Raw genomic sequence first — 20,274 nt, 5'->3', positions numbered from 1 at the left:
AATTAGAAATGTCAAAAACTACTAAAAGACTAAAACACCCAGCTACTTGGATTCCGACAGCATATTTTGCAATGGGTTTACCTTTTATTGCTATCGCTCAAGCATCTGTACTAATGTTTAAGAGCTTCGAGATATCCGATTCGTTAATTGCATTTTGGACCTCACTGATCATGTTACCTTGGACATTAAAGCCACTATGGAGTCCTATATTAGAAATGTTTAAAACAAAAAAACATTTTGTTGTTGCAACTCAACTCGTAACAGGTATTACATTTGTTCTGGTCGCATTGTCCTTACCATTGGATCATTTCTTTACCTATTCTATTGCATTATTGGCTGTTGTAGCTTTTAGTGGTGCAACTCACGATATTGCCACCGATGGGGTTTACCTAAGTGTTTTATCAGGAAAAGAGCAAGCAAAATATATTGGATGGCAAGGTGCTTCGTATAATTTAGCAAAAATCTTAACTGCCGGTGCTTTTGTTTATTTAGCAGGAATTCTGGAAGAACGATTTGGTGTGCTGCATGCATGGATGGCTGTTATGCTAACCTATGCTGCAATCATGATTTCATTGGCTTTGTATCATATTAAAATGTTACCATCGGGAGGAAATGCAAGCAGTGAGGTAGCTTCCTTAAAGGAGGGATTTAAAACCTTATGGGATGTCATAAAAACCTTTTTTCAGAAAAAATATATTGGTTGGTTTATTGGCTTCATCATCTTATATCGATTTACCGAAGGCTTTGCTATTAAAATTGCTCCTTTGTTTTTTAAAGCAGCTATCGAAGAGGGTGGTTTGGGACTTAGTACTTCGCAAATAGGTATTATTTATGGTGTATTTGGTTCTGCAGCTTTTGTTCTAGGTTCAATATTAGCAGGTTATTATATTTCAGCCCGAGGATTAAAAAAATCTTTGTTCACTCTAGTTTGTATTTTTAACGTTCAATTTATAATTTACGCTCTATTAGCTGTTTACCGCCCAGAAAGCGTACTTCTAATTGGATCTGCAGTTGTGGTTGAATACTTTGTATATGGTTTTGGCTTTGTGGGTTTAATGTTGTTCATGATGCAACAAGTTGCTCCTGGTAAATATAAAATGGCTCATTATGCATTTGCTACAGGAATTATGAATCTAGGCATTATGATACCGGGAATGTTAAGTGGTTTTATGAGCGATTGGTTAGGCTATAAGTTGTTTTTTATATGCATACTTGTTGTTATAATTCCATCTTTATTAGCAGCAAGGTTTGTTCCTTTTGTTCATTCAGAAGAAAGTGAAGCAGATGAAGATAAAATCTAATTTTCATTAAATGAACTTATCAACACTCGATCTATCCATAATTTTAGGATACATTATTTTAACCATTTTTATAGGTTATTTTCTATCAAAAAAAGCCTCTAAGAATCTTTCCAATTACTTTTTGGGAGGAAATAAAATACCATGGTACATGCTTGGAGTTTCCAACGCATCGGGTATGTTCGATATTACTGGAACAATGTGGACGGTTACCATTTTGTTTGTATATGGTTTAAAGTCATTATGGATTCCTTGGTTATGGCCCGTTTGGAATCAAATTTTCCTAATGATGTTCATGGCTATCTGGTTACGTCGTTCGAATGTGATGACAGGAGCCGAGTGGTTAAAAACTCGTTTTGGTGATGGTCGAGGATCACAACTTTCGCATTTAATCGTTGTATTATTTGCCATTATAAGTGTAATCGGTTTTATAACCTACGGATTTGTAGGGGTTGGTAAATTCGCACAAACATTTTTCCCTTGGGATTTGCATGCGACTGTTTTGGGTCTAACGATTACATCTGAAAATATGTACGCAATAATCATCATGGGTTTAACCACCTTATATGTTGTGAAAGGTGGAATGTATTCAGTAGTTTTTACAGAAATACTGCAGTTTGTGATTATGGCTATTGCCTGTATAATGGTTGGTGTAATTGCTATTTCCTTAGTTACACCAGAGCAAATTGCGGCTGCTGTACCTGCAGGATGGGCAGATATTTCTTTTGGTTGGACTCTTGATTTGGATTGGGGTAATCTAATACCTGCGGTAAATCACAAAATAGACATCGACGGATACAATATGTTCTCCGTTTTGATGATGATGATGATTTTTAAAGGTGTATTAGTGAGTATTGCTGGACCAGTTCCTAGTTACGATATGCAGCGTATACTTTCTACAGAAACACCTAAAGATGCGGCTAAAATGAGTGGAATCGTATCTTTAGTACTATTTGTTCCTCGCTATTTGATGATTGCAGGTTTAGCTGCTTTGGCTTTGGTTTATTTGGCTCCAGAGTTTAATAAAATGGGTAATAACATCGATTTTGAGATGGTCTTACCTTATGCTTTAAATAATTTCGTTCCCGATGGAGCTAAAGGTTTATTACTAGCAGGATTAATCGCGGCTTTCATGTCCACTTTTGCAGCAAATGTAAATGCCGGACCAGCTTATATCGTAAATGATATTTACAAGAAATTCATCAATCCAAATGCTTCTCAAAAGAAATATGTTCGAATGAGTTATCTCGCATCATTCGCAGTCGTAATTGTAGGAATATTCTTTGGCTTTTTTGCTGAAAGCATCGATACGGTAATGAAATGGTTGGTAGGAGCTTTATTTGGCGGATATACAGCATCAAACCTTTTAAAATGGGTATGGTGGAGATTCAATGGTTATGGATATTTTTATGGAATGCTAGCCGGTTTACTTGCTTCTTTGGTTGCACCTGTAGTGTTTCCCGAAGTCTCACCAATTTATGCTTTTCCATTTATTTTTCTATTCTCTTTTGCAGTTTCTATTATTGGTAGTTTACTAACCAATCCTGAATCCGATGAGGTATTAATTAAATTTTACGAAAGTGTTCGACCATGGGGATTTTGGAAGCCTGTCTACCTAAAGCTGAAAGCACAAAAGCCCGAAGCATTGCCAAATAATGATTTTTTAAAGGACATGTTCAATTGCACCATTGGAGCAGGATGGCAAATGATGTTGCCATTGATCCCAATCTATTTTGTAATTGGTAAATACACATCCCTTTCATGGGTAATTGCATTGTTTATTATTACGAGCATTATACTTTATTATACTTGGTACAAAAAGCTGGAAGATTATCCAGCAGATTATACCTATTGTAAAAAAGAAACAGAAGAAAATTAAAACGATATTGATAAAATCAAATTCATAAAGAATTAAACAAATTAAAGATGACTAGTAAAGCAAATATGCCTTGGGAAGATAGGCCGGAAGGATGTACGGATGTAATGTGGAGATATTCTCAAAATCCTGTAATCGGAAGGTATGATATACCGACTTCCAATAGTATTTTTAATAGTGCGGTAGTTCCTTTCGAAGATGGCTTTGCCGGAGTTTTTCGTTGCGATAACAAAGCGGTACAAATGAATATTTTTGCCGGTTTTAGTAAAGATGGAATCAATTGGGAAATCAATCATGAACCAATTGAGATGGAAGCGGGCAATACCGAGATGATCGAATCTGATTACAAATACGATCCTCGTGTTTGTTGGATTGAAGATCGTTATTGGATTACTTGGTGTAATGGATATCACGGACCAACTATTGGAATTGCTTATACTTACGATTTTAAAACTTTTCATCAGTGCGAAAATGCCTTTTTGCCTTTCAATCGTAATGGAGTATTATTCCCAGAAAAAATCGATGGTAAATATGCAATGCTAAGTCGTCCAAGCGATAATGGACACACACCTTTTGGCGATATTTACATCTCTTATAGTCCTGATATGAAATATTGGGGAGAGCACCGTTGCGCTATGAAAGTGACTCCTTTTGAAGACAGTGCTTGGCAGTGTACTAAAATTGGAGCAGGTTCGGTACCAATTCGCACCAAAGATGGTTGGTTAATGTTTTATCATGGTGTAATCAATACCTGTAATGGTTTCCGTTATTCAATGGGAGCAGCGCTTCTCGATCTTGAAAATCCCGATAAGGTATTGTTTCGTACAAAACCATATTTATTGGCTCCAGCAGCGCCTTACGAGCTAATGGGCGATGTGCCTAATGTTGTGTTTCCATGTGCTGCCTTAACCGAAGGAAATAAGGTTGCAGTATACTACGGAGCCGCAGATACAGTAGTTGGTATGAGCTTTGCTTACATCGATGAATTAATCGACTTTATAAAAAACAATTCATTATAAGAAGTTAGGTTAGAGTTAAGAGGCTGGTACTTTCGGGTATTGGCCTTTTTTTATGGGCGTTCCCTTCGGGCGGGCTTTCCACTCCAACTCTTCGCTCATTCTTCGCTGTGGGTTTTCCATTTCAATCCCTAACGCTTTCCCAAAACAATAAAAGCTGTAATGATCTTATTATAAGCGATCCAAGTGGGTCGTGGTATGACTGCTCGATAAATCTAAATAGCTTGATTGCAATTTTTAAGAATTACAATTGTATTTATAGAATATGATTTGAGCGTGCTTTGTCAGCCTGCCGCAAGGCGTGTAAGTTGGTAAGAACAAAGAGTTAACAAGGATCAGACTGACTTGATTCTTTTGTTTGCTTTTCTCATTTAAGGAGAAAAGTAAAAGCCATACGGCTTGAAGACAATAGCTATATAATGTGGGGAGATAAATAGTAAAATGATATTAAACGATAATTTAAGAGCCTCACCAATGGTGAAGCTCTTACTATTTAAATTATTCCTTTTTCTTGGGCTTCACATTCCACCTTGTGCTTTTCCATTTTTGCTGTTCTGGTTTCGTAAGGAATGTCCAAGCAACAACTCTACTTGTTTTATTGCCTTGTCCCATAGGAAGAGTTTCTATTTTTACAGCATTTGCTTCATTTAGTGCTTGATATATGTTTTTAAGATTCGATTCTTTTGAAATTAAACTTGAGAACCAAAAACATGATTTTGCAAACTTTCTGCTTTGATTAACCATGTTTCTAACAAATCTGGCTTCACCACCTTCGCACCATAATTCATTACTCTGACCAGCAAAATTTAAGCTAGGTTTGCTTACTTTTTCTTTGGCCAAGTTTCTTGTTTTTCGCATTGTTCCTTCCATTGCAGCTTCAGCCGAAGCATGAAACGGAGGATTGCAAATTGATAAATCTACAAGTCCATCTTTTGGAATTACACCGTAAAAAAAGTCTTTAGGATTTTCCTGCATAACGCACTGAACATTTCCTTTTAGACTTGGATTTGAATTGACAATCTCTTCTGCTGATTTTAAGGCAACAGGATCAATTTCTGAACCAATAAAAGACCATCCATATTCATTGTTACCAATAATTGGGTAAATACAGTTTGCACCAACACCAATGTCTAAACAAGTAAAATTAGCACCTCTTGGTATTTTTCCGTAATTGTTTTGGCATAACAAATCAGCAATGTGATGAATATAGTCTGCTCTACCTGGTATTGGAGGACAAAGATAGCCTTCAGGAATATTCCATGTTTCCAATCCATAGAAATGTATTAAAAGTGCTTTGTTTAGCATCTTAATAGCATCAGGATTTGCAAAATCAATCGATTCATCCTCATACTTGTTTAAGATTACAAAAGGTTTTAATTCAGGACAGGTTTCAACCAACTGTTTAAAATCGTATCGTGATCGGTTTTTATTTCTTTGGTGTAATCTCGACTTTACTTCAGGATGTTTTCTCTTCTTATCTAGCATGGATGTGATTCTCTTGTTTGAATCTGCTAAATTAGAACATAAATAGGAGAATCCATCATGAAAAAAGGTATTGCACTAATCTAATACAATACCTCTTTATCCGCGAAATTTTATTGTGAAATAAATTTACAACCAACTACTGCTTAGGAAATAAAAAGCCAGAATAGCAAAAGGAGCGCCAAGTAGCATCATTATGAAAAAGTTTTTAATTGAAGATTTCTGATTTAATTCATAATTAGATGGATTTTCAATCTGCATTTTATTTTTAATAAATTTAGTCATTTCATCATCAGCCATTATTCGTTTATCAGATGAGGAAGGTATAAAGCAGATTTTTTTTCTTTGTAAACTTGACTTTTCTTCATACTGTATTGTTACAAACCATGGGCCTGCCAAATCAAACATTGAAACGCTTATAATATCTTTATATGGAATTATTTTTTTATCTAAGCCTTTAATTATTATTCCATCATTTAAAGCAGTAACGTTTTTTAATCGAAATGGTACTTGTACTAAAAAAATACTGAGCCAAATCGTTATAATAAGAAAGGCTTGTGGAAATCCATCAGGAGTTTTACCTAGAATACTGTTTGCACTGATTGCGGAAATGAAACCTATTAGAAATAAGAAAGGGAAGAAGTATTTGAATAATACTGTTTGTTTTGAGCTTTTGAAACTGATATTTTCTGTATTCATGATTGTAATTAATAATATGGTTATAAAGTTTGAATTTACAATATGTTTTAGATAGAATCAATATGTATCATAATTGAAAAACAATAACAAAGAAAAAGGCCATTTGCATCATGCAAATGGCCTTTATATATTCTCGATAAGCAATAATTACTTGCTTTCGGTCTTTTCTTTGTACGCATCATTATGAACCGCATTAACAGCTCTTCCTGACGGATCAGCATTGTTTTGGAATGAAGCATCCCAGGCAATTGCAACAGGAGAACTACATGCTATTGATGGTACCGACGGTACACAAGATGCAGCAGTCTCTGAAGGGAATTGTTCAGCAAATATAGATCTATAGTAAAATTCCTCTTTTGACATCGGAGGATTTACTGGGAATCGGTAACTTGCGTTTTTCAATTGCTCGTCAGAAATTTCTTTATCAGCAATTTCTTTCAAAGTGTCAATCCAATTGTAACCAACACCATCAGAAAATTGTTCCTTTTGTCTCCAAGCTACTTCTTCTGGCAAATAGTCTTCGAATGCTTTACGAAGCACCCATTTTTCCATTCTACCATTCGAACACATTTTGTCATCTGGGTTAATGCGCATGGCAATATCCAAGAATTCTTTATCTAAAAATGGAACGCGACTTTCAACTCCCCACGAAGCCATCGATTTGTTAGAACGTAGGCAATCGTACTGGTGAAGTTTATCTAATTTACGTAAACATTCGTTATGAAATTCCTTCGCATTTGGGGCTTTATGGAAATAAAGATAACCACCAAACATTTCGTCGGCACCTTCACCAGAAAGTACCATCTTAATTCCCATCGATTTAATAACTCTTGCCATTAAATACATTGGTGTAGAAGCACGAACTGTGGTAACATCATATGTTTCCAAGTGGTAAATTACATCCTTAATTGCATCCAAACCTTCCTGAACCGTAAAGGTTACTTCGTGGTGAATGGTATCGATAAAATCAGCAACCTTGCGAGAAGCAGCTAAATCTGGAGAACCTTCCAAACCAATTGCAAAAGAGTGCAATTGAGGATACCATGCATCTTTTTCATCGCCCGACTCAATACGTTTACCAGCATATGTTTTTGCAATAGCCGAAATTACGGAAGAATCTAAACCTCCTGAAAGTAATACTCCATAAGGTACATCAGACATTAACTGACGGTGTACAGCATCTTCCAAACCTTTTCGAAGTTCAGCCATATCCGTTTTATTGTCCTTAATGTTATCGAAATCCATCCAATCACGTTGGTACCATTCTTTAACAACACCATCTTTGCTGTACAAGAATTTACCAGGTAAGAATTCTTCTATTTTGTTGCAATATCCTTCTAAGGCTTTTAATTCTGAGGCTACGTAATAGTTACCATGTTTATCCCAACCTTGATACAAAGGAATAATTCCCATGTGGTCACGACCAATTAGGTAACAATCATTCTTTTTGTCGTATAGCGCAAAAGCGAATATTCCATTCAGGTCATCGATAAAATCGATTCCTTTCTTGTCGTATAGGGCAAGGATAACTTCACAGTCAGATTTTGTCAAGAACTCATAGGATCCGTTCATCTGATTTCGAATATCCATATGATTATAGATTTCTCCATTAACAGCCAGGGCCAAATTACCATCTTTGCTATAAAGTGGTTGTCCTCCTGACTGAGGATCTACAATCGATAGTCTCTCATGAGACAATATCGCTTTTTCATCACAAAATATACCAGACCAATCTGGACCTCTGTGACGAATTTTTTTAGACATTTCGAGTATTTGAGGGCGTAACTCTTGAGCGTCCACCTTCAAATCAAAAACTCCTACAAATCCACACATAAAAAATTGTTTAATAGTTACTTTTCAGCTATGAAAAATATGGTTAAGCTGATTAATTTTTGGTATTAGATGTTGAAAATACGATTTTCATTTTATAATCTACCATGTTTAAAGCCCTATATCGTTTGCGGATGTCAAAAAAATATCCTTTTGCAGGATTTTCATGTTTTTATTCCGGAAAGGTGCTTTTAAGTAGGGGGTGTTTTCTTAAAAAGTTGTGTCCAAAAAGAAAGGATGCCTTCTGGCATCCTTATGTTCTATTATTTAGTATTTTTTAGCTCGTTTTCGAGAAATGTCTTTAGGGTATCGACATCAAGCCGTTTGGCTAATATTTTTTTATCCTTATCGAGTAAATATATTATGGGTGTACTAAAAACATCGTAATAAACTCTAAAGTTTGTTTGATGATGTGGGTCATAGCAATTAATAAAATCAAACAATTCTTTCTCAGCTATAAAGTTTTCCCATTCTTCTTTTTGATTTTGGGTGCAAACAGCAAAAACTTCAACACCTTTCTGTTTGTATTTATCTAGGATTTCACTTTTTAAGCGAGGGGTGATTGTTTTGCAATGACCGCAGTCTGGCTCCCAAAAATACAATATCGTATAGGGTGCTTCAACTTCATGTAAGCGCACAAATTCACCTTCTGGAGTTTCCATTGTCAAATCTTGAGCTTTCATGCCAATAAGATTAAACTGAAGTTTGATCACTTTTTCTCTGATGTTTGCTAATAGAGTTGAATCGGCCCAATTTGCTTGCCCACTTAGGTAATATTTCTTGGCTAAATTTACAAAGGCAGCATCCATACCCATGATTTTACTTTTTACCGCATAATTTAAAGTGTATTGAACCAAATATTGAAAGAAATCTTCATTCGATCTGGCTTTTTCAATTAGCAAGCTCGATTCCTTTACAATCGTATCAGGACTTTGAACCAATATTTTTTCGAAGAAGAACTCCAATTTATTTTTAAGAATAGGTGTTCTTAGAAAACGTTCATCCGCGAAATCGACATAATCGAAGTAATGGTTCTTATTGTATAAGTAGGATTTCTTTCTAATTACTTGATCTCTATCGGTAACTGATTCTGCAACATCTTTTGAAAAATCAGGAATTTTAGGAGATAGCGTAAATTGGGCAAACTTAGAAACGAAAAAATCAGCAGCATAATCGACATGAAGTTGTTTTATATAGGATCTAACTTCATTATCTGCTTTCTTAAAGGCTGCTTGGTACTTTTCTTTTTCAGAAGGATTATCTTTATTCGCCTTGTATGCTTCTTGTATCTTTTTTGAATTTGTATTCTGTTTTTTCATGAATTGTTGAAAGTCATGAAAAGCGATACTTTCATCAGCTCCTGTTATTTTTATGCTCTCAATAAAATTTTTTGGATCTGCACTAATTGAGAATTCCTGATCTTTCCCAATTAACAAATCAAAATATTTTTGAGATGGTAGATAGATCACGTAGATACCCTCATCCAATTGCTTTTGTTTTACGAACGAACCTTTCCCATTAACTAATTGAGTTGTGTCATCAGCAAATATTCTGCCATCGAAATAGTGAGCTAAATATGCTGTACTATCCGTGCTTCCAATTAATTCTATATCGATATGATATTTTTGAGCATTAACCTGTAAGGAGAATAGCAAGCAAAAGCCTACACAAAAAAGGACTATTAAATTATTCTTCATCTTTAATTTTAACTTATTAAGTACAATTGGAAGCGAAAATTACAAAACTTTTTTAATTCTATGTGTTATTTTACCCTTAATTATTGGCTTGTAAATAACAGTTCACAATACTTCTCACGAAAAGAAGCAAATACCATTCCATAGTAATATGAAGTTTGATTTGGTACTTAAAAAAAGGAGGGAGACTTGGTAATTTAGGAGATTGAATCGTAGGAATAAAGAAGGCTGCAGATGAATGAATCATGTACAGCCTTTATTTTTATTAGTGAAAGTGTTCTTCTTTTTTTAGAATGGCATCTAGAACTTCTTCTTTGCCTATTTTTTTAGTGCAGAAGAACCAATCGTAGCAATGTACATCTTCATCTGTATTTTCCATGCGGTCTTTAGCTACTCCACAAGATCCAGCAGGAGGTACAATTACTTCATCGCCTGGATTCCAATCGGCCGGAGTAGCAACTGAAAATTTATCAGCAGTTTGCAGTGCTATTAATACACGGTAGATTTCATCAAAATTACGACCAAGACTTAATGGATAATAAATAATGGTACGAATGATTCCATGAGGATCGATGAAAAACACTGCTCTTACAGCTTTCGTACTGTCTTCTCCAGGTTGAATCATGCCGTATTTATGAGCAACCTCCATTGTAATGTCTTCAATTAATGGAAAATTGACTTCTACATCTTTCATTCCTCGGTATTCGATTTTTTCTTTGATGGTACGAAGCCATGCAATATGACTATACAATCCATCAACAGATAAACCTACCAGTTCGCAGTTGGCTTCTCGATATTGTTCTTCTCTGCTTGCAAAGGTCATAAACTCAGATGTACACACAGGCGTAAAATCAGCTGGGTGGCTAAACAAAATTGCCCAACGGCCTCTGTAATCATTCGGAAAGTGAATATCGCCTTGTGTGGTAACAGCTCTAAATTCAGGAGCCTTATCTCCAATTCTCGGCATTGGACTAGGTGGTCTTACAATTTTTTCATCCATAATACTAGGTTTAAAATTGTGAATGTTTTTTTGATTTAGTTCTAATATGGCAAATGGTCAATTCTTTGGAATAACAATTACAGAGTCAGGTTTATTAACTACATCATATTTGATTGTATTCGTTATTTAATTACCTATTAAAACGAATTCTTTATCTACAATAAAGGCTTAAGAATAAAGCCAATTTTTAGATTTCACAGATGGAAATCGTAGGGATTTGGGATAATACTTATTTTTATCCACGAGTGTAGATTAAAGTTAAGCCATCGAAAAAAGGAAGTCAAGCCAAATAGAAGGTAAAAGGCTAATTTTAAATCAGTTTGAATAAGTTTTGGAAGAGGTTTTATTCTTTCGCTATGAGAACGGGATCGATTTCAAGCCATTCGTAAGCTTCTTCATGATTATGGAATACTTTTGCATTTTGTATGCGAACTTGAATTTCAAAAAGCATGGCCATTGGAGTATCGTAGGAATCACTCACAATTATAGCGCACTTGTTTAATATCGTACTGTATTTTTCGTATTCATCGATGTAATCATCCAAGTCTTTAATGTTAAGGATTACTTTTGCTTGGGTAAAATCAGAAATGATATTATATGTTTCGTCAAATAAAGGGCTGTTGCGTGTACTAAGGGTATGTTCAATTAGATCGTTCCACTTGAAATACCCGTAATAGTATTCGTTTATTAGTTTTAGCTCTGGTGATATTTTATATTTGAATTTCATATAGATCTTATTTCAATTAAATATAAGAATATCGCTCTAGCAAAGCAAAAAAAAGAAACTGTCAATTGGGAGGGCATAAAAAAAGTTGCTTCAGATTGAAGCAACTTCCTTATGAATATTTTATGTTGATTTAATTGTTTTGTACGGTAGCTTCAATTGAAATTGTACCAGCATCTGTTATCTCTCCTATGGTAACAGCAATATCTTCAACTTCTTTTTTCTCGTAAGCTTCAATTGGCTCGATGGATAGCTTATAAGTTCCAGCATTTAATCCCTTAATCAGGAACTTGCCATTTTCTTCAGCAATAGTTGAAACTGTATCCAAACCAATTACCGCATGAATTGTTGGCATTGCTTCTGCTGGAGATATCAGCCCAGAAATAGAACCTGATGTTGCTTCATTAAAAGTTCTAATGACTGGCTTCAACTTAAATTTACCATTTCCAGTTTTAACGATTGATCTGGCAGCATCAAAGTCGACCCATAATTTGTATTCAATTCCTGCTATGAAGTCATCATGAATTTGAAATTTAAGACCAGATGTTTGAGCTGAAGGAGTATCTAAATCATAAGAAACGCCATCGACAACAACGGAATTATTATCACCCAGAATTAGTCTCATTTGTGAAACGGTTCCGCTGGGTAGCTCCTGATCAACTAAAAGAGTATCCAAACCATTATTGAATTGCAACAAGTCGTAAACACCTGCATTTAATAGATCCATTTCTTGCCATCCATTTTCATCTGTATCATCATTCGAAGAATGAAACTGAATGGACTGGATGTCAATGTTGACTTTATCGTATTGTGCTGGAGCATCTGTTAATCGAATTTTAACGGGTGTAGTTAGTTTTACATTATCATCGGAGCATTGGATAAAAATAAATGCCATAATAACTAGTGCAATTGTACTTAGTGGTTTTAGAAAGCTCATCGGATGTTTAGTTTTAATTAAATCAAATTCTTCAGTAAAAGTGCAAAATAAAACATTTTGTTTCAGATTACAGCTTGAATAAAGTCAAGAAGTATGCCATAGAAAGCACCAGTTTCACTAAAGTGTATGCTATCAAAGTGATGACGGAATTTTAGTGGTGGGGAAGTGGTTTGCTTTGTGGTTTATTATGTGGAAGATTTCCACACATGTGCCAAAAATCCTCAATAAATAAGGATGAAAAAGGGGTATTCCTGTTGGTATAATTTTGGTGTAAGTAATGTATGTAGTTAAAAATTATAAGGAATACCCCAAAGAGTTTATTTTCGGTATTTGCAGCACGAATGAAGTTCACTGTAGATTGAATCATCTGCTTTTACCTTATCGGTATCGTAACCCGATTTAGCAATGGCTTTGTGTACATCGTTCAGTGTCGTTTTAGTAGTGTCAAAACTGAGTATCATTTCCTTGGTTTTTTTGTCCCAATCGGCGCTAACAACACCTTGAACTGTTTTGGCAGCTGTTTCTATTGTTTTTTCACACATCCCGCAATTTCCAGACACTTTAAAACTAGTTTTTTTTACTTCTGCATTTGCTGTGAATGATATGGTAATCATCGAAAAGATGACTGCAACGAATAAAATTCCTTTTTTCATATTTCTTATTTTTAAATGATAATTATTTTAATGCTGATGTTGCTGCTGCATTATCTTTTCTTCCTCACGATTTATTGTCTCGCTTACTTCTCCACAATGCAACATTACATCTCCAAAATATGGATTCATTATTTTCTCTTCTGAGCTTAACCAATAGGCGCCAGTATCATTGTCGGCCATTGGACAATATTGGATGTAAACTTTTTTATTTCCTGTCCCCAGAGACTTCATGCTTGCAATTAATTCTTCGTTGAAAGGTTTGAAAGCCTTACGCTGAACCTCAATATCTTCACTCTTTGTAATTTCATCAAGATGATCGTGTAGAATACTGTATTTCTCTTTCCAAAATTTGATCGCTTTTCCTTTTAACTCCGCTTCACTCGGATTCAGTTTCATTAAACTGGTCATTACAGTTTTAGCTGCAGCTTGACTTTCCTTGCCTTTTGTCTCAACCAAAATGTCTTTCAGTGAAAAATAGGAGGTAAGCAAGAGTTCCAATTTCATGCTGAAATCCATGGAAACATATTGCTGTAAGTTTTGCGCTCCTTCTTTACTTTCTGGACGATTCATCATGCTGTATTTGTTGTTGAGTTGAGCTGCAGCATCAACAGTGAAGGTTCCTTTACTCACTACTTCTTCACCTTCTTCCAAACCATCAGAGACTAAATAGAATTCACCAAGAGATTCACCCAGCTCAAGCTCGCGCATTTCAAAACCACCTTCCACTTTTACATAGGCTATGGAACGTTTTCCTGTCCACATAATGGCAGATTTTGGAACAATCAAAGCATTGTCCATCTGATTTATCTCAGCATAGATAATTCCTGATGCAAACATTTCTGGTTTTAGCAATAGATCTGTATTATTAGATTCTGTACGAACCAAAAGAGTACGTTTTTTGGCATTAATAATTGGATCGATATTGCTTACCTTCGAATTGAATGTCTTACCAGGAAAAGCAGAAACTGTGAACTCAATTTCATCTCCTTTTTTAAGGAAAGCCAAATCTTTCTCATAAGCATCAAAAACGACCCATACTTGATTCAAGTCAGCAATTTCGAAAAGGACAGATCCTGCTTTTTCATACTTTCCTTCGGCTGTGTTTCGTTTGGTTACGTAACCAGATACATCTGCTTTGATGTCGAAATACTCAAGTGTTTTACCACTCTCTTTTATGCTGTTGATTTGTGCATTACTTAGCTTCCAGAATTTCAATTTTTGCTCTGCAGCTTTTACCAAGTCCGGATAGGAATCTTTTGTTTTTAAAGCTTGTAGCAATTCCTGTTGAGCACTTACCAATTTGGGCGCGTAAACTCTTGCCAGTGTTTGGCCTTTCTGTACTTTTTCACCTTCAAAATTGACCATTAGTTTTTCAATTCGGCCATCGAAATGAATGGCTTGTGAACTAATTTTTCGCTCATCAATCTGTACTTTTCCATTCAAGAGAATTTCTTTTGTAGCTTTCCCTTTTTCAATTTTTGTGGTGTGAACATTTGCCAATTTAATAGCTGTTTCATTCATGGAGATAACAGCTGCTGAAGTATTTCCTCCTGAATTGTCCAATGGAATTAAATCCATTCCACAAATAGGGCAATCGCCTTCGTTTGGTTGCTGAATTTGCGGATGCATGGAGCAAGTCCAAGTTGTTGGTTCAGCGCTTGCATTTTCCATTTCATGCTGATGTCCTTCATGTCCAGTTGATACTTCTGCTTGTCCACCAAAAATGACCCAGCCCAAAAGCAAGCCGACCACTAATATGATGAGTTTTTGCTTCCCGTTTTCTGTTATATATTTGATTGTGTTTTTCATTGTCTATTTTGTTTAAAATTCTCATTAATATGGATTGAAAATTTATTTATAGGACACATGATCGTGTGTCCCTACAAACCTAAATATTGGAATTTTGCTATGCTTTTTTGAATCATTACTTGTGCTTCAATTTGTTTCTGTTCGTAGATCCAAATCTTCTGTTGCATGTTCAAAACCTCTTCGTACCTACTTGATGAGGTCTCGTAGCTGCTTGTTAGAATCTCAAATGATTGTTTGGCTTTTATCAATAAGTTCTGGTAGACCTTTAATTCTCTTCTTCCTGTAGAATATTCTTCTATTGCTTTTTGCTTTTCCAATTCAAGTCGGTTCAATTCTTCGATTTTTAATTGTTCGAATTGTACTTGTTTTAACTGATTGAGCTTAACTGCAGATTTGTATTTCTTTCGAAACAGTGGAATACTCACAGAAATCATGGGCATGATGGCATCATTTCCATTGTCAGCAAGATCCATATTTTTTCTTTCTGCAATAATTGCATAGTCAAGACCAATACCAATTTTTGGTAATCCGCTTAGCTTTGCTGCCTTCTCACCAAACGAACCTGCCTCTTTCATTGCTATCCAAGAATTGACTCTTGCATGCTCATTAAAAGAGAACTCCGTATCAAATGATGCTTGTTGCAACAGAAAAGAATCATCTGTAGGTAATTCAACAGCAATTTTCAAATCTCGATTTAGGATTTTATTGAATGCCGATTGAAGTGTCTGTTTTTTATCTTGAAATAAGCCAAGCTTCGCAATCAATTCCTCTTTTAGCATTTGAACGTAAAGCACGTTTACCATACTCGATTGGTTGTTCTCAAAACGAGTTAGGCTTTGTTTTTCTAATAAATCAAGAATTTCAACACGTTTTTGTGTGAAGAAGATTTTACGATCCATTAAAATCAAATCCAGATAGGAGAGTTTCACCTTTAATTCTGTTTTGCCTTTTGCATCCAGATAGTTAAGGTATTGTGCATGTGCTTGCGAACTTGCTTGCTGCTCTTTGGCACCAAGAGTACCAAACCAAGGAAATAGCTGCGAAAGTGAGAGTTTTGCTTTTTGCGCACCAACTCGGGTTTCGATTGGTTGAATAAACACACCGGCCGAAAAATTAGGATCGGGCAAGGCTTTCGCTTGCGGAACCATCTCCAATGCCTGTTGGTACTTCAAATCCATTGCTTTTAGTTCCGGATTGTTAGCAATTGCAAAATTGATATACGTTTGCAGTTCTTTTGTGATTATTTGAGATCTGACAGTACCTGAAAATAGAAGAAATGCTGCTATCAATAATAAGGAGCGTCTCATATTTGCAGTTTTAAATTCCCCTCTTGAGAGGGGAGTAAGGGGAGTGTTTTGTTGATTTCTAAACATCCCCCTAATCCCCCTTGAAAGGGGGACTTTGATTTGCAACTTTGTTTTGAATACTAATGCGAGTATGCTTGTTGAAATTCTCATGACAGACCTCCTTCTTTTTTCAATTGAAATTCTTTGTACATGGCGTATAAAACGGGTACAACAAATAAGGTGATTAGTTCGATTGCCATTCCTCCGAATGCAGGAATTGCCATTGGTATCATTACATCAGCACCTCTTCCTGTTGAGGTTAAAATCGGTAGCAAAGCCAAAAGAGTGGTGGCCGTTGTCATTAAACAAGGACGAATACGCTTTGAACCTGCTTCGATAACTGACTTTCTGATTTCTGCTCTGGTTTTTGGTTGATTTTTCTTAAATACTTGTTCCAGATAAGAAGCCATGATCACACCATCATCGGTAGCGATTCCAAACAGGGCAATAAAGCCGACCCAAACCGCAACACTTAAATAAATAGGATGAACCTGAAACAGTTCTTGCAGATTGATATCGAAAACTGAAAAATTCAGGAACCAGCCTTGACTGTACAACCAAATCATGATAAAACCACCTGAAAAGGACACGGCAATACCGCTAAATACCATTAGGGTAGGAGCAATTCCTTTGAATTGGAAATACAAAATCAGGAAAATGATGATGAGAACAACCGGAATAACAATGCCCAATCGTTCTTCGGCTCTAATCTGATTTTCGTAGTTTCCCGTGAATTTGAAACTCACTCCGGCAGGAACTTTCAATTCATTGCGTTCAATTTTCCCGGCAATGTATTCCTGTGCATTTTCCACAATATCCACTTCCGAAAACCCTTCCAGTTTATCGAAAATCACGTAACCAACTTGAAATGTATTCTCACTTTTGATAACCTGAGGACCTTGAACGTAAGCAATTTCTGCTAATTCTTCCAAGGGAACTGAATTTCCCATTGTTGTTGGAATCAGAATTTTATGCAAAAGATCAGGATCGGATCTCAATTCTCTAGGGTAACGAACACGAATCGGGTAACGTTCTCTTCCTTCAACCGAATTGGAGAGTGCCATACCACCTACAGCTACCGATAAATGTTTTTGCACATCTTCGATTTGAATGCCATAACGGGCAATTGCTGTTCTATCGATTCGAATTTCCAGATAAGGTTTCCCCACCATTCTTTCGGCAAAGACAGATGCTTCGTTTACGCCCGGAATATCTTTAATAATCTTTTCCAATTGCAGACCAAAACCTTCAATTTGTTTCAGATTACTGCCCGATATTTTAATTCCTATAGGTGCACGCATACCTGTTTGCAACATGATCAATCGGGTTTCGATTGGTTGCAGCTTAGGAGCGGAGGTTACGCCCGGAATTTTAGTAGCATTCACAATCTCAGTCCAGATATCATCTGGTGATTGAATGTGATCTCTCCATTGGCGGAAGTATTCACCACGATCATCAGGAATCAATTCCCCTTTTTCGTCGCGAATAAAATTATCGTCGTCATCAACTGCAAAGCGAATTCTTTTACCATACTGATTGGTTTTGTACTCGCTTTTGTAATTGATTACATTTTCGTACATGGAAATAGGAGCAGGATCCAAGGCCGACTCTACACGACCCAATTTACCAACTACCATTTCTATTTCCGGAATGTTAGCAACGGCCATATCCAAAGCACGAAGTACGCGCTTGTTCTCTTCAATTCCTGCATGTGGCATTGAGGTTGGCATCAACAAGAATGATCCTTCATCGAGTGAAGGCATAAATTCTTTTCCAATTCCCGGATAGTTGTGATACATTGTTTTCCATGCGGAAGTATTAGCTATATTAATGCCTATTTTATCGAGTCCTCGGGAAACAAATCCAAATGTATTTCCAAAGCCTAACCAAATGATTACGCCCCACAAAACAATAAATGTAGGAATAGAAAGGAAGACAAATTTGTATTCCAGTGCCCAGTTCAATATCCGCTTATAGAATCGCATGAAAATCAGGAAAACAGATAACAAGAGTGCAATACTTAAGATCACAAATAGGAAGTTCGCAAAGAGGGAATTTGATGCTCCCAATGGCAACCATTCTTTTGCTAATAAAAAGGAAACCGCAAGTGCAATGACCAACAGATTTGCCCAGAATAACTTCTTTTCGTGTTTGGTAAAGTATTGTGCTGCAAGATTAATTCCACCTAGTGAAATCAAAGTGATACCGATCCAAGCAGAGAATGCAAATAGGGTATAGATTCCTACTAGAACTAGCAAAGCATTGGATACCAATTTGATGTTTCTCTTTTTGGTTCGAATGGAAAACAACCAATGAGCCATTGCAGGTAAAATAATAATGGCAACTGCTAAAGCAGAAAAGAGCACAAAGGTTTTGGTGAAAGCCAATGGTCGGAATAGTTTTCCTTCTGCTGCTTCCATCGAGAATACAGGAATAAAGCTAACAATTGTTGTCAGAACAGCCGTAATAACGGCAGGAGCAACCTCAATGGTCGCTTCGTATATTACATCGCGAATGTTCCGCTTCGATTTGTTGAGTTCCAAATGCCGAATCATGTTTTCGGAGAGCACAATGCCAACATCAACAATGGTACCTATGGCGATGGCTATCCCCGAAAGGGCAACAATATTTGCATCGATATGAAAATAGCGCATGGCAATGAAAGTCATGAGCACAGCGATCGGAATTAATGCCGAAATCAGAATGCTTGCACGCAAATTCATCACCATAATAATGATCACGATAATGGTAATAATAATTTCGAGTGTTAGAGCACTCTCAAGTGTTCCCAGCGTTTCATAAATCAGTTGTGTTCTGTCGTAAAAAGGAACTACAGTAAGCTGAGAGATGGTGCCATCGGCCAATTCTTTTTGGGGCAGACCAACCGAAAGTTCTTCAATCTTTTCTTTTACGTTGTTGATTACCTCTAAAGGATTTGCCCCATAACGGGCAACCACAACACCACCAACAACATCGGCACCCATTTTATCGAGTGCTCCTCGACGATCGGAAGGACCGTAATGTACATTGGCCACATCTCGAATTCGCACAGGCGTATTGTCATTCACTCGAACAACAGCCTCTTCCAAATCGCCAAGGTTTTTAACGTAACCAATGCCACGTACGAAATATTCTGCCTGATTAATTTCAATTGTTCTAGCCCCAATATCCAAATTGGATTTTTTAACGGCATTCATGATTTGCATCAGGTTAACGCCATGGGCTTGCATTGCCGTAGGGTTAACATCTACCTGGTATTCCTTTACGAAACCACCAATTGATGCGACTTCAGATACACCATTGGCTGCTGCCAAGGCATATTTCACCTGAAAATCCTGAATGCTTCGAAGTTCTTGCAGATCCCATCCTCCTGTAACTTCACCTTCTGGCGTTCTGCCTTCAAGGGTGTACCAAAAAATTTGTCCGAGAGCAGTAGCATCAGGTCCAAGCGTTGGTTGCACATCTCCAGGTAAGAGGTTTTGCGGTAAGGAATTCAGCTTTTCCAATATTCGGGATCTACTCCAGTAGAACTCGATCTCTTCATCAAAAATGATGTAGATACTTGAAAATCCAAACATGGAAGAACTACGGATGGTTTTTACACCCGGAATTCCCAGTAGGGATGTGGTAAGGGGATAGGTGATCTGATCCTCGATGTCTTGAGGAGAGCGACCTGCCCACTTTGTAAATACGATTTGCTGGTTTTCCCCAATATCTGGAATGGCATCAACGGCCACCGGATCTTTAGGTAGAAATCCTACGTCCCAAGGAAAAGGTGATGTGATAATTCCCCAGCTTACGAACACAACAAGAAGTATGGCTGTGACGAGTTTATTCTCTAGAAAGAATTTGATTGTTTTATTCAACATGTGAAATCAATTACGAATTATTAATTACGAATGAGCAATTA

At 36.5% G+C, this 20,274-nt stretch carries 14 protein-coding genes; 3 read left to right on the top strand and 11 right to left on the bottom strand.

Annotation, left to right across the window (positions count from 1 at the left end):
* Positions 1–8 precede the first annotated feature (8 nt).
* From L3049_RS03255 to L3049_RS03245, 3 genes are read left to right on the top strand one after another with little or no spacing between them, the layout of a single operon-like run.
* Entirely contained in the window at positions 9–1,301 is a 1,293-nt protein-coding gene (locus L3049_RS03255; protein WP_275108352.1) for an MFS transporter, read from the top strand.
* 10 nt (positions 1,302–1,311) lie between these two features.
* Positions 1,312–3,177 carry a sodium:solute symporter family protein gene (locus tag L3049_RS03250; protein WP_275108351.1) on the top strand — a complete coding sequence of 622 codons (1,866 nt, stop codon included), beginning with the start codon at positions 1,312–1,314 and terminating at the stop codon, positions 3,175–3,177.
* A gap of 47 nt (positions 3,178–3,224) precedes the next feature.
* Positions 3,225–4,193: a glycoside hydrolase family 130 protein gene (locus L3049_RS03245; protein ID WP_275108350.1), complete on the top strand. Its 969-nt coding sequence runs from the start codon at positions 3,225–3,227 to the stop codon at positions 4,191–4,193.
* A gap of 495 nt (positions 4,194–4,688) precedes the next feature.
* On the opposite strand, the gene rlmF is transcribed toward L3049_RS03245, so the two are convergent.
* The 11 genes from rlmF to L3049_RS03190 form a co-directional block, all read right to left on the bottom strand.
* Positions 4,689–5,675, bottom strand: coding sequence for a 23S rRNA (adenine(1618)-N(6))-methyltransferase RlmF (gene rlmF, locus L3049_RS03240; RefSeq protein ID WP_275108349.1), 987 nt, complete (start codon positions 5,673–5,675; stop codon positions 4,689–4,691).
* A 126-nt stretch (positions 5,676–5,801) separates the two neighbouring features.
* The gene (locus L3049_RS03235) at positions 5,802–6,371 is read right to left on the bottom strand and encodes a hypothetical protein (protein ID WP_275108348.1); all 570 of its coding nucleotides are present in this window, start codon (positions 6,369–6,371) and stop codon (positions 5,802–5,804) included.
* Between the two features lie 147 nt (positions 6,372–6,518).
* Entirely contained in the window at positions 6,519–8,204 is a 1,686-nt protein-coding gene (gene asnB / locus L3049_RS03230; RefSeq protein WP_275108347.1) for an asparagine synthase B, read from the bottom strand.
* 260 nt (positions 8,205–8,464) lie between these two features.
* On the bottom strand, positions 8,465–9,898 hold the full coding sequence (locus L3049_RS03225) for a TlpA family protein disulfide reductase (protein ID WP_275108346.1): 1,434 nt from the start codon (positions 9,896–9,898) through the stop codon (positions 8,465–8,467).
* A gap of 262 nt (positions 9,899–10,160) precedes the next feature.
* A complete protein-coding gene (locus L3049_RS03220) occupies positions 10,161–10,895 on the bottom strand; it encodes a peroxiredoxin (RefSeq protein ID WP_275108345.1) in 735 nt (244 codons plus the stop codon).
* A gap of 343 nt (positions 10,896–11,238) precedes the next feature.
* Complete coding sequence (locus tag L3049_RS03215; protein WP_275108344.1) at positions 11,239–11,622, bottom strand: hypothetical protein; 384 nt, start codon at positions 11,620–11,622, stop codon at positions 11,239–11,241.
* Positions 11,623–11,752: 130 nt separating this feature from the next.
* Positions 11,753–12,556, bottom strand: a complete 804-nt coding sequence (locus tag L3049_RS03210; protein ID WP_275108343.1) for a DUF4382 domain-containing protein — start codon at positions 12,554–12,556, stop codon at positions 11,753–11,755.
* Between the two features lie 317 nt (positions 12,557–12,873).
* On the bottom strand, positions 12,874–13,209 hold the full coding sequence (locus L3049_RS03205) for a heavy-metal-associated domain-containing protein (protein ID WP_275108342.1): 336 nt from the start codon (positions 13,207–13,209) through the stop codon (positions 12,874–12,876).
* A 27-nt stretch (positions 13,210–13,236) separates the two neighbouring features.
* Positions 13,237–15,018 carry an efflux RND transporter periplasmic adaptor subunit gene (locus L3049_RS03200; protein ID WP_275108341.1) on the bottom strand — a complete coding sequence of 594 codons (1,782 nt, stop codon included), beginning with the start codon at positions 15,016–15,018 and terminating at the stop codon, positions 13,237–13,239.
* 71 nt (positions 15,019–15,089) lie between these two features.
* Entirely contained in the window at positions 15,090–16,325 is a 1,236-nt protein-coding gene (locus L3049_RS03195; RefSeq protein ID WP_275108340.1) for a TolC family protein, read from the bottom strand.
* A gap of 146 nt (positions 16,326–16,471) precedes the next feature.
* Positions 16,472–20,233 (bottom strand): efflux RND transporter permease subunit, encoded by a 3,762-nt coding sequence (locus L3049_RS03190; protein WP_275108339.1) that lies wholly within the window; start codon positions 20,231–20,233, stop codon positions 16,472–16,474.
* Positions 20,234–20,274: the final 41 nt, after the last annotated feature.

It is taken from the genome of Labilibaculum sp. DW002 (assembly GCF_029029525.1).
In the GTDB taxonomy this organism is placed as follows: Bacteria; Bacteroidota; Bacteroidia; order Bacteroidales; family Marinifilaceae; genus Paralabilibaculum; species Paralabilibaculum antarcticum.
The sequence above is the reverse complement of the archived record's forward strand: the minus strand, read 5'-3'. Positions and strand labels throughout refer to the sequence as shown.